The sequence below is a fragment of the Flavobacterium sp. OHVDL-2026-0007 genome, assembly GCF_059882335.1.
Window position 1 is genome coordinate 1579204 of record NZ_CM187612.1, and the last position, 12751, is coordinate 1591954.

10 protein-coding genes are annotated in these 12751 nt (G+C 35.2%); 1 reads left to right on the plus strand and 9 read right to left on the minus strand.

Features of this window, described 5'->3' with window-relative positions; genetic code table 11:
- Positions 1 to 11 precede the first annotated feature (11 nt).
- Positions 12 to 1061, minus strand: coding sequence for an L-rhamnose/proton symporter RhaT (rhaT, locus tag AC51AA_RS05980; protein ID WP_500704821.1), 1050 nt, complete (start codon positions 1059 to 1061; stop codon positions 12 to 14).
- A 386-nt stretch (positions 1062 to 1447) separates the two neighbouring features.
- Between rhaT and AC51AA_RS05985 the strand changes: the two genes are divergently transcribed.
- On the plus strand, positions 1448 to 2488 hold the full coding sequence (locus AC51AA_RS05985) for a GntR family transcriptional regulator (protein WP_500704822.1): 1041 nt from the start codon (positions 1448 to 1450) through the stop codon (positions 2486 to 2488).
- 165 nt (positions 2489 to 2653) lie between these two features.
- Here AC51AA_RS05985 and AC51AA_RS05990 read toward each other — a convergent pair whose 3' ends face one another.
- The 8 genes from AC51AA_RS05990 to AC51AA_RS06025 form a co-directional block, all read right to left on the minus strand.
- Complete coding sequence (locus AC51AA_RS05990) at positions 2654 to 3406, minus strand: rhamnogalacturonan acetylesterase (RefSeq protein ID WP_500704823.1); 753 nt, start codon at positions 3404 to 3406, stop codon at positions 2654 to 2656.
- A gap of 52 nt (positions 3407 to 3458) precedes the next feature.
- Positions 3459 to 4808 (minus strand): glycoside hydrolase family 28 protein, encoded by a 1350-nt coding sequence (locus AC51AA_RS05995; RefSeq protein WP_500704824.1) that lies wholly within the window; start codon positions 4806 to 4808, stop codon positions 3459 to 3461.
- A 13-nt stretch (positions 4809 to 4821) separates the two neighbouring features.
- Positions 4822 to 5970, minus strand: coding sequence for a pectinesterase family protein (locus AC51AA_RS06000; protein WP_500704825.1), 1149 nt, complete (start codon positions 5968 to 5970; stop codon positions 4822 to 4824).
- Positions 5971 to 5977: 7 nt separating this feature from the next.
- On the minus strand, positions 5978 to 7576 hold the full coding sequence (locus AC51AA_RS06005; protein WP_500704826.1) for a glycoside hydrolase family 43 protein: 1599 nt from the start codon (positions 7574 to 7576) through the stop codon (positions 5978 to 5980).
- 153 nt (positions 7577 to 7729) lie between these two features.
- Positions 7730 to 8893, minus strand: a complete 1164-nt coding sequence (locus AC51AA_RS06010; RefSeq protein ID WP_500705615.1) for a glycoside hydrolase family 88/105 protein — start codon at positions 8891 to 8893, stop codon at positions 7730 to 7732.
- Positions 8894 to 8978: 85 nt separating this feature from the next.
- Positions 8979 to 10199, minus strand: coding sequence for a glycoside hydrolase family 88/105 protein (locus AC51AA_RS06015; protein ID WP_500704827.1), 1221 nt, complete (start codon positions 10197 to 10199; stop codon positions 8979 to 8981).
- Positions 10200 to 10217: 18 nt separating this feature from the next.
- Positions 10218 to 11432, minus strand: a complete 1215-nt coding sequence (locus AC51AA_RS06020; RefSeq protein ID WP_500704828.1) for a glycoside hydrolase family 88/105 protein — start codon at positions 11430 to 11432, stop codon at positions 10218 to 10220.
- Positions 11433 to 11583: 151 nt separating this feature from the next.
- Complete coding sequence (locus AC51AA_RS06025; protein ID WP_500704829.1) at positions 11584 to 12549, minus strand: DUF4861 family protein; 966 nt, start codon at positions 12547 to 12549, stop codon at positions 11584 to 11586.
- Positions 12550 to 12751 lie beyond the last annotated feature (202 nt).

The following is a 12751-nucleotide window of genomic DNA, read 5'->3' on the forward strand; positions in this document are numbered from 1 at the left end:
TTTGCTGTATTTTATAATGAATTCCCTATTCCGACCAAAACAATCGAAAGCATAATTAATCCAATTCCCCAAGCAAAAGTCCTCAAGGTTCTCTTGGAAACGCCCTTCCATTCTTTCAAATAAAAGCCCCAAAAATTAGCCGTCAAAATAATCGTTGACATATGTAAGATCCATGAACTGGCTCCATTTCCTAATTTGCTTTCTCCCATTCCATAAAAGAAAAACTGTAAAAACCACATGGTTCCAGCAAGAGCAGAAAAAAGTGTGTTTTTAGCAATCGGTGTCTTGGTATTGGTATAATCTGAGAAAGTTTTATTTTTAAAATTAAGATACATACACCCGATAAAATTGGTAGTTAAACCACCCCACATCAAAACGATATAGGTGACATTGTTTTGAAATAATGGATTACAACCATACTCAACTGCTGTTTCTGCCATTGGTTTTCCAGCTTCGATTCCATAATTAAAAAAGGAACTCAAAATCCCTGATATAATAGCGATAACCAACCCTTTTACCATACTAAAATCCCTATCCTTATCTTCGTGTCCTACGGCAAAATCTCTTTCTTTCATTATGCCCGCTTTTCCAGAAATGGCAATTCCCAAAAGACAAACCAAAACTCCTAATAAAACTAACTGCCCTCCCGTATTGCCAAGCATATCACTAAACGAAACTTTGCCTGCTGTTGGATACAAATCATAATATATAGAAGGTACTAAGGCTCCAAATGCCGAGCAAAACCCTAACATGATCGAATTCCCTAGAGACATTCCTAAATAACGAATACCCAAACCGTAGGTCAATCCACCAATTCCCCAGATCAGTCCCATTAAAAATGTGAACGCTTTTATAGTTGGAGATGCTGTTGCGATAATCTCCGAAAAATTGGGAATCGTTAAATAAGCTGCAATTGGCGGAACAATTAACCAGGAGAAAAAACCTCCTACGATCCAATAGCTTTCCCAAGCCCAATCTTTTACTTTTTTAAAAGGCATATAAAAACTACCTGAAGAAAAACCTCCGATAGAATGAAAAATAATTCCTAATAATGATTCCATTTAATAATTTTAGTTTGTTTGGTAAGTCTGTTAATTTGGTTTTGTAAAATAATAGAATGTAAAAAACAAAACTGTCCTGTACTATCCTTTATGATTTTGTGTTTTTTGTTAAAACTGGATATTATCACAAATAAGAACTTGATAATATTAGAAATATAGATTTAAAATTTCTATTTTAGCAATCGATTTCGCAATTATCATATCCGCAATAAGGAACAAATTGACAATTCTTACAAAATACAAACCAAGCGTTAGTAATTTCTCGGTTTTTTGTAAAAAAACCGCATTAAGTGAAATGTTTGAATGATTATTAGCGATTTTTATTAAATATAATTTAGAATTATGTCTTTATACTTTTATACAGGCATAATTTACCAAACGCTATCATGATTAAACTTATTAAAATTGATGAAGATTCTAGAGTCCCCAAATACAAACAAATTGTAGACTCGATCTTACAGAATATTGCAAATGGAAATTTAAAAATAAATCAAAAAATTCCATCCATAAATAGCTTTAGCGAGGAATTTTATATGTCCAGAGACACTGTTGAAAAAGCATATAATATCCTAAAAGAAAGAAAAATTATTTCATCCATTAGAGGAAAAGGCTATTATATTACCCGAACGAAGCTAGAATCAAAAGTGAATATTTTGTTTTTAATTAACAAAGTGAGCGCGTATAAAATGAAAACATACAGCTCATTCATTAACACTCTTGGCGCCAACGCGCATACTGACCTGCACATTTATCATTGTGATGAAACCTTGTTTTTGAACTTACTCGATAAATTTGAAGGGGCTTACGATTACTATGTTATTACAACCCATTTTAAAACGGAGGAATTAAAACATTTAAGTTTTACTGATGAAGTTGCCAAAGCAATTCAGAGAATCCCTGACGACAAATTGGTCTTAATGGATAATATCAAATTGGGAATGGGTGGTGAAATCATCAAAATCTATCAAGATTTTGAAAATGACATCTATAATGCTTTAAAAGAAGGACTAGCTAAAATAGCGAAATACAAAAAATTGATTTTGGTTTATCCCGAGAAAGCGGTCTATCCTTATCCGAGGAGAATTTTACACGGATTCAGAAAGTTTTGTGTTGAACACGAAATCAATTTTGAAATCATGAATGAAGTCTATGATGATATCATTCTTAAAAAAGGCGATTTATTTATTACTATTGAAGAATCGGACCTGGTTAATTTAATGAAGCAAATTCGCGACGAAAAATATGTTTTAGGTCAAGACATTGGTGTGATCTCCTACAACGACACTCCATTAAAAGAATTATTAGGCATTACCGTTATGTCTACCGATTTTAATGTGATGGGAGAAACAGCCGCCAGAATGATCCTAAATAAAGAAAAAGGCCAAGTGAAAGTTCCTTTTAATTTTATTGACAGGAATTCCATATAACAGCTACTGAGTCACAGCTTTCCTAAGCTTTTTCTATGCCTGTAGTAATTTCAAAAGAAGCAAAAAAATAAAAGGCTGTAATTTCTAATGAAATTTGATCATATAAGCCCGATTGAATCGGGCTTATTGTTTGTTGTTAAGTCCATTTACTCTTCTGCCCCCTCTTTATTTGACTCCTTTTTTAAGTGTCCCCAAAGAAGGATCTTTGGATTCCTTAATTTGATCTACAAAAATTTGTGCTATTGCTGTTGCTCCTTGGAGCGAAAGATGTGTATCGTCTGCCTTTTCTTTATCGTAGTAGGCATTTTGCCCCATTTTAAAGTGCAAATGCAATTGCTTTGATTTTTCAGGTCCGTAGGCTTGTTCTAATAACTCGCTATAATACTCTAAATCAATAAAAGGAACCTGATATTCCAGTGCTACCAATCTAGTTTCTAAGGGATACTCTCCATGTGTAGGTACCAGAACTCCTTTTTCATTAAAATTGCGTCTCGCAATAGAGCTCAACAATATTGGAATTGCTCCTTTTTCTCGGCTTTCTTTTACAAACCGAATTAAATTGTATCGATAAGTGGTATGTGGATTAGTGTATCGTGTGGAATCTTCTATTTTTTGATCATTATGTCCGAATTCTATAAGTACATAATCACCTCTTTTTAATTTTTTATAAATAGAATCCCAGCGTTTTTCAGCAATAAAACTTTTAGTACTTCTACCATTGACCGCTTTATTTTCAACAACAATAGTCTCTTTAAAAAAGGGCTGCAATACCTGTACCCAACCGTGTTCCGGATTACGCTCTGGATCTTTCTTATCGGCCATTGTAGAATCTCCAATAGTATAGAGGGTGGTTTTCTGAGCAAAACAACTTGTCGAAATGAGACAGATAATTAATAAAAAGCGTTTTATTTTAAACATCTTTACTAGTAGATTTTTGATTTTATTCATTAGATAGGGGCGCCACAAAAAACTATTTCGCAGCCGTGGGAACTGTCGCTCTTTTTCCGATAAAAACATCCGTCATTAAAACATTCTCAGCGTTCTCATTGGAAATAGCATTTTTAGCCGCTTTAATCTCAATATTCTTCAGCGTAATATTTCGAATTTTCTTTTCTGGAAAACCCTGAATTACAATACCTGACTCCGTAGCTGCATTACAGGAAATATTTGAAAAATGGATATTGGATATATCTGATTGATACCCCTTTCCTTCTCCATGATAATTTGCAGTCATATACAAACAATCTTCTACTTGGTCAAGTTGAATATTTCGAACAAAAACATTCTTAATAAAGCCTCCTCTATCTGCATTTGTTTTTAAATAGATCCCTCTTTTTAAATACCCAATAGTTTTGCAATTTTCTACATAAACATTTTGAACTCCTGCTGACATTTCACTTCCAATGACCACACCGTGAAGTCCTTTGAAATTACAATTTCTAATCACAATATTTTCACTTGGTGTAGCCGAATTAGCTCTTCCTTCGTGGTCTCTACCTGCTTTAATTGCAACATTATCATCTCCATTATCAAAGTTTACGTTTTCGATCAAAACATCTTTAGCATATTCAGGATCAATACCATCATTGTTGTAATTTAATGATTTGTAATGCAGTCCTCGAACCGTTATACTCTCAGACTTTAATAGATGCAAACACCAAAAAGGCGAATTCTCGATTCGGATATTCTCAACCAAAATGTTTTTACAATTAAAAAACTGAATCATTTGCGGACGTAAAAAATATCCCTCTCCTAGTTTTCTATCTTTCAAAGGAACATTATTATGATTCATTTCGCGACTCAACTCTTTTCCCTTTGCTTCTTTGGCTTTAAAACTTTTCCAGATCTTCCCTCCTTCACCATCTATGGTTCCTTTACCAGTTATGGCCACATTCGAACATTGGTAAGCATAGATTAACGGACTGTAATTGTACAACATAGTTCCTTCCCAGCTCGTTAACACCATTGGCAAATAATCTTCTGGTTTATCACTGAACTTAATTTTCGCTCCCTTTTCAATTTTAAGGTTTACATTGCTCACAAAATGAATTGGCCCGTTAATTTTATAAATTCCCTTAGGAACAATAATAGTACCTCCATTGTTCTTTTTACACAACGCCATTGCTTTATCAAATACCAATTTGTTATTGGTAATCGAATCTCCCTTGGCTCCTAATTTCAACACATTAATTTCAAAGGAAGGAATTAGTGGAAGCTTAATTCTGTTGACTATCGAATCTACTTTCGCGGTTGGAAATTCATTGTTTTGAGCAAAAGAAGCCCATGAAATTAATAGAAAAATAAAATACTTAAAATTCATATTGTATGATTTTTTATTTCGAATACCAATTAGTTATCGAATCTTTTAGAATATTCTCGATAGTGTATTTTTCAGCATCCTTTTTTTGAAGCTGTTGTGACCATGAAACTCTTTTTGTGGGTTGAAAGCCTTCGCCTGTACAGTTGTATTCCGCATAAAGAGTATTTTTTTCGGCTTCTGGCTTTGACCAATTTTCCCAACCTTCAGGTCTGATTTGTTTCCCCATATCACAATGGATATAAACTGTTTTGGCATAAATACGCCATGGTCTTCCTAAATAAACTGCCGTTGCACTAGGGGCTGCGGTAAGTTTGCAATTTTTAAAAACAAAACCAAAAGCACTGCCTTGTGGTGTTGAAGCAGCCGTGATATACGAGCTTTTGATACTGTGAATTTCACAATTTTCAAATAAAGCCGTTGCACCTCCAAAAATAAAATCGGTTGTTCCCTCAATATAACAATTTTTAAAATACTGCTTGGCATCATTTCCTGACAAGTACAAGCTATCTTGATTTCCTAAAATATTACAATTTGAAATCTGGACACGGTTTGCAACCACGGATAAAGCGATGGCCTGACCATGATCTCCCGAAGTATTTTTAATCGTTAGATTAGAAGCGGAAAAATCATCTGCTTCCACCGATACCGTAGCGGTATAAAAAGTACTGTTTCTGCCTAAATTGATTTTAGAGAAATTGTCATCAAAACTAATAATGGTCTTTTCTTTGCTTTCACCAATTAACGCCAAGTGAGTGTTCCATTGTGGAATTCTAACTTTTTCATTGTACACGCCATTTTTCACCAACACGGTTACTTTCTCATATGGAAATGATGGACTTGCATTTATAGCATCTTGAATTTTGGTAAAATCACCCGAGCCATCCAAAGCCACCGTTAGCGTGTTCGTTTTTTTTATTGCGCCAAAATCCTGCTGTTGCCTAGGGGTTAGTTCTTGCTGCATCTGCCTATTATTTAATACCGCACCACTATAGCTTGGATACCACAAAATAGGCTCCGATACTCTTTTCACTTGCTTTGAACCGAAGCATGTAAGCTCGTTTATCCCCCTAAAATCAGATCCGCTTTTACTACTATTCTCGGCATAAACACCAAAACAAATACCCAACAAACCCAATGCGATGTATTTTTTAACTTGAATCATCTTCACTTTATTTTGTTATTCTAAACCAATCAACCGCTACATTCCCAGAATCATTTGTCACCTTACCACTCAATGCAAAAAGGCCAACTTTGGCACCAATCCATTTTCCTTCTTTAGCTACAAAATTAGTCCCAATTCGTTCGTATTTTTTATCATCTAAACTATAAAAGAAACTACAAATCCCTCCCTTTTTAACGTTCACTCTTAGATAAATTGTTGGGCTAGTAATCAAAATTGGTTTGCTATCTTTTTCAACTATTCCCTGAGCAAAAGTTCCTGTTTTCTGACTTAGATACAATTTTCCGTTAGCGTTTTCAAAACACAAATAACTATAATCCAATCCCATTACTAAAAGCCCAGTCGACTCTCCGTTTAATCGAGTATTAAAAGTCAATTTGGTTGTTGTCGTAAACTCTTCAGCAGGGAATTTTTGCAACAATAAATTGGGCGCATCAAAAATTTTCTGATCGTCTTTTAGCGTAGGCAGACAAAACAAATTCAGATGACCTAAACTCGTTGGAAAACCCCAATTGATTTGAGAATTTGCCTGCCATTGCCATTGCAAACCTAATTTAGGCTCATTAAATTCATCCGATTCTGCAGGAGTTTCGATTGGATATTTTTTACCTACATTCGGTTTTCGGAATGTAACTACGGGCTCTCCAATCCCGTTTTTATCAAAATCCTGCCCCATAACTGGCCAGTCTTTTTCCCATTTCATAGGTTGAAGATGTACGATTCTACCGTAAGCCCCTTTGTCTTGAAAATGAATAAACCAGTCTTCTCCAGTTTGTGTTTGTACCCAAGCACCTTGATGTGGACCATTTATGCTTGTTTTCCCTTGTTCCAGAACTTTTTTCTTTTCATAAGGACCCCACACATTTTTAGATCTCAGAACCGTTTGCCAGCCTGTAGCCACTCCGCCTGCAGGAGCAAAAATATAGTAATAATTGTTTCGTTTATAGAATTTCGGCCCTTCAATAGTTCCTTCACTTTCATGTCCATCTATCACCATTACTTCATCATTATTAACTACCGTTCCCTCAGTATTCATGCTGCAGACCACTAACAAACTTTTAATTTGCGCACGGCTTCCAGCAAAGGCATGAACGAGATATGCTTTCCCGTCATCGTCCCATAATGGACTGGGATCTATAAGGCCAATTCCTGCTTTTACTAATAGAGGTTCAGACCAAGGTCCTTCTGCTTTTTTGGCTTTTATCATGTAAATTCCAAAATCAGGATCGGGATAATAAATGTAGAATTCATTATTATGAAAAGTAATACTTGGTGCCCAAACACCATTACCATGCTGGACTTTATTATAGGTTTCAAAGGGAGACTGCTTTGCAAGTGCATAACTAACAATCTTCCAATTTACGAGATCTTTAGAACGCAGAATCGGTAATCCTGGAATGCAATTGAAAGACGATGCCGTCATATAAAAATCATCTCCTACGCGAACCACATCGGGATCTGAATAATCGGCATGAAGTATCGGATTTGTATACGTTCCGTCTCCATTATCAGACACCCAAACTTGAGCTAAATTCCTTTGTATCGAGAATACAAATAACAGAAGAAAGAATACTTTTAACTTTTTCATTTTCTTAATGATTATACTTTTAGGCTCCCAAGGGTTATTTTTATCATTTCGACCAATTCAATCAGACTAGAGCATCAACAACGATTCGTCTTCTTTACAGCCTTTTCTCCTTCGTCGAAATGACAAAACAATCTTGTTCATTCTTTAGGCTCGTTATCGATTCAATTCTATCGCAGCCAAAATAAAAGGTCCAGTTGCCTTAGGGTCATTGTCTTTTTTTCTTTCGTTTATATAATATCCGTATGAACCATCACGATAAGGTACTCCGCCTAGACCGGCTACCTGACAAGCATGTGTTAATGTTATACCACCATCAGCATCTACTTTTGTGATCAACTGTGTGGTCAAACCATCGAAAGCTTTGTTGGCCAATTTTTTATATTTTGCCGGTAAGTATCCTTTATTTGCTCCTTTTGCAAAAGCATAAGCAAACATGGAAGATCCTGAAGCTTCAAGGTAATTTCCTTCTTTCCCCCCTTTATCTGTTACCTGATACCATAAACCAGATTTAGGTTCCTGAAATTTAGCCAAGGCCGCTGAAACATTGTTCAAGTATTTCACTAACTCTTTTTGTTTTGGATGATCCTTTGGCATATAATCTAAAACATCAACAAGTGCCATTACATACCAGCCCAAAGCTCTTGACCAGAAGTTTGGAGAATTTCCTGTTTCTTTATTTGCCCACGGCATTTGTTTACTTTCATCCCAAGCATGATATAATAATCCTGTTTTTGGGTCTGTTGCATGCAATTGAATTAATTCGAATTGTTTTGCGATATCATCAAAACTTTTTCCATTTTCAAACGTAAGGGTATATTGTGCGTAAAAAGGTTCTCCCATATACAAACCATCCAACCACATTTGATTTGGATAAATTTGTTTGTGCCAAAATCCGCCACTTTGTGTACGAGGTTGTTCCGATATTTGTTTGCGAACCAATTGCATGGCTTTTAAATATTTTTCTTCTTTTGAAGTGGCATACAGATCAAAAAGCAAACGTCCTGGTACTACCAAATCGATATTGTATTTATCGAACTCATAGGTTTTAATAGTTCCATCAGCTTGAACCAGTTGATCCACATAGCTCCTTACATAAGCTTGATAACGAGCGTCTGGATTTTTTTTGTACAATTCTTCGATGGAGTGCAAAACTAAAGCATGAACATAATCCCATTTTGCCTCTTTTCGATCGTCGATCATATACGCTTCAGGATGACGTTTCATTAAAGTCAGCGCCATTTTATCCGACCATTTTAAATCTTTAGAAATTACAATTTCCTTTTTTGCCTGTTCTTGTGAAGTCACTTTACCACTCATAAAAACCAGTAAGCAAACTACAGTAAATGTTGCAAAATAACCTTGTCTTCTATTCTTTTTCATTTTAAAATATATTTAAATTCTACTATTTATCTAATTCTATAGCTGCCAAAATAAAAGGCCCTAAACCGTGTGAGTTGTCGGTTTTTATTTTTTCTTTTATATAATATTCATAAGAGCCATCACGATACGGATTGCCTCCCAAACCTGCACTCGCGCATACCGAGTTGATGTGAATCTCACCATCAGGATCCACACTAATTAATTTAGTAATTAGCCCTTCAAAACCTTTCTCAGCCAATTTTTTATAACGCGCTGGTAGGTATCCTTTTTTCACTCCTTTTGCAAAAGCATACACAAACATTGCAGAACCAGATGCTTCTAAGTAATTCCCTTCTTTTGCCCCTGAATCGGTCACCTGATACCATAATCCTGACGTTTCTTGATATTTTGCAACGGCTGTTGAAATCTCATTTACATAATGGATTAACTCTTTTCTTTTGGGATGATTTTTGGGCATATAATCCAAAACATCTACTAAAGCCATCATATACCAGCCAATAGAACGAGACCAAAAGTTGGGTGAAGCTCCGGTATCTTTATTGGCCCAAGGCATTTGTTTGCTTTCATCCCAAGCATGAAAAAGCAAGCCTGTATTTTTATCAAGGGTATGTATATGGATTTGTTCAAATTGTTTGGCTACATCATCAAGATCCCTTCCTTTATCAAATTCTAGAGTGTAACGTGCGTAAAATGGTGTTCCCATATACAATCCGTCAAGCCACATTTGATACGGGTATATTTTTTTATGCCAAAAACCACCAGAATTTGTCCTCGGATGTGTGGCTAACTGCTTTCTTAAGGTTTGCATTGCCGTCCAATAACGAAGCTCTTTTGTTGTTTTATAAAGGTCAAAAAGTATTTTGCCTGCATTGACATAATCAATATTATAATCCTCCAACTTATAGTTCATTATTTCACCTGAACTACTAATAACGGTTTGGGCATATTGCTTTACGTAATTCTCATAAACAGGATTCTTTGTCTTTTTGTAAAGTTCCTGAAAAGACATCATGACCAAGCCGAGTTTATAATCCCATTTTGGTTTTTCATTATGATCCATTTGCCAAGCTTTTGGATTGCGTTTCATAATAGAAAAAGCCATTCGTTCCGACCATTTTAACTCTTTAGAAATTGTCATTTCTTTCTTTAAAGATTCCTGAGAGGTCATTATACTAAATGAAAACACCATCAAACCAATGAGCAGGATCGAGCAAACACTATTTTTCTTTCTATTCTTTATCATTTCAAAAATGCTTAGGCGTTACTTATTCAATTCGATAGCGCTCAACAAAAATGCCGCTAAAGCTGGCGAACTATTATCTTTTGTTTTACTCTTGATATAATACTGATTGGTTCCATCCCGAAATGGTTTTCCTCCCAAACCAACATTTGAGGACACATTACTAATGATCACTTGCCCTTTATCGTCTTTCTTTACAAACTCTTTAATATAGGCATCAAATGATTTTTGAGCAATCCTTTTATAACTTGAACTTAAATATCCCTTGTCTGCTCCTTTTGCCAAAGCATAAATAATCATAGCCGAAGCCGACGATTCTACATAGTTCCCAGTCATTTCAGGTTTATCGACCACTTGATACCACAAACTTGAAGTACTTTTATACGCAATGACACTTTTAGAAATCTGATTCAAATAACCAACTAGCGTTTTATATTTTGGATGTGCTTTTGGATAATACTCCAATGTTTCAACCAAAGCCATCATGTACCATCCAATTCCTCTTCCCCAAATCGTAGGTGATGTTCCTGTTTCCTTATTTGACCAAGCTATTTCTTTACTTTCATCCCAAGCCTGATATACCAATCCTGTTTTTTTATCCACAAGATGATTTTGTACCAATTCAAATTGTTTCGCTATATCCTCTAATGCTTTGCCCCTTTCATAGGTAACAGTGTATTGCGTATAAAATGGTTCTGCCATATACAAGCCGTCAATCCACATTTGATTGGGATAAATTTCCTTGTGCCAAAATCCTCCGCTGGCTGTTCTAGGCTGGTTTTCAAGTTGAGTTCTTATTTGCTTCAAAACCTTTAAATAGCGATTGTCTTTTGTTTGATTATATAAACTAAATAGCAATTTTGCCGGATTGGCACAATCGATATTGTATTCTTTCTCCTCATATTTGACAATATTCCCTTCACTGTCAATTAGCTCATCAGCATATTCTTTGATATAGTTAAAATACTTTTTATCACTTGACTTTTGATTTAATTTTTCAAAAGCAGACAACACCAAGCCCATTTTGTAGTCCCATTTTGGTTTTTCAGTACCGTCGATCGTAGAGGCTTTTGGGTACTTATTTAAAATAGTAAGTGCCGTCCTTTCTGACCATTTTAAATTATCCGCCAGGACAGCAGTTTGGGGTATTTGCGCATTAATTTTAGTAGCCATCATCAACAGCAAAACAACGCTCCATTTGGTCCAATTTATCTTTATCCAACTTGATTGAAACATCCTCTCTATTTTAATCTTTTGTATTTATGTGTTTTCTCCCTGATTTATAAAGCGATCATGCTGTAACTTTTTATTTAAGTGAGGACCTACTGAAATCAGCATTACCTGAGAACCGTTGTTTTTAGAGGTAAAAAATCACCAGATTCAACAATTACATTTTGCCTTTTTTATTGAGTATTGCTAATTTTTGATCCAAATATTTTACAAATTCTTCTTTCGATTTTATTCCATTTGGCTCTTGTTCCCAAGCTCCTAAAAGGTAAAAAGAAGTTGCTTTTGTCGATGGTTTAAAAACTAAAAGATAATCCAAATCGGTATCAGGGGCATTTTCGATGGTACTAACTTCATAAAAAATTGCCATTCCTAATTTATCCGGAACCAATGATTGTAATCCATAAGTTGCCAAATAAGCCCATTTTTTGTTTTTACTTTCTTTCTTAATTAATTCCGTGTTTTTTTGTTTTGCAATTCCAGTGCAAATCCCCTTAATTTCTTTTGAAGCCTGAATTTTATGTTGTGTATACAGTTCATCTGGTTTAATGCTCAGCTCCGATGTGAAATCAATTTTATCTGAGGCTGTTTTCCATCCGTAATAGTGCACTTTGACAACTGATTCGTTGGTTTTATTGACAACAGTTGCGATAGTGGAATCCACTTCATAAAAGTGTAATTTTTCATTGTTTAAATAGCGATCTATAGACCCAATTCCGATTGCCTTTCCTGCTTTAAAAATATCTGCTCCCCAATCACTCATTTCATGGTACGAATCAAAATTATCCTGTCCTACTTTTGGCAAAATAATGTCCGAAGTTTTCTTTCCAAAAATATCAATCGCATTTCTCCAGTCTAAATATAAACGGTAACCAATTCGGTTACTTTCCCAACCCGGACCTTCGTAACGGATATCGAACGAATGATCGGTATGTTCTGGCGCTAGTTTTAATTGGTCAACATTTTTAAAAACAGTCCCACCAACGTATTTACGTCCTTCCCATTTACCATCCGTTTTAGCCGATATTTCAGCATAAGTCTTGGCTGTTTTTATATCATACTTTTGAGCATTAACTGCCGTAACACCCACTAAAAATAAGGTCGCTAATGTGATTTTTGTTTTCATTTTTTATTATAATTATGTAAATATTCTGTCTAAAAATTGCGCGGTATAAGCCACCGTTTCAACAAACCAAGGTTGAAAAACCAAAAGCAATGAGATAAATTCCATTGATTTTATTTCAACCGAACTACTTTTTAGTTAAGAAAGGAGTCCGATTCACGATCGAACTCCTTTTTAACTTCTTCACAAAACAAAACCTCAAAAA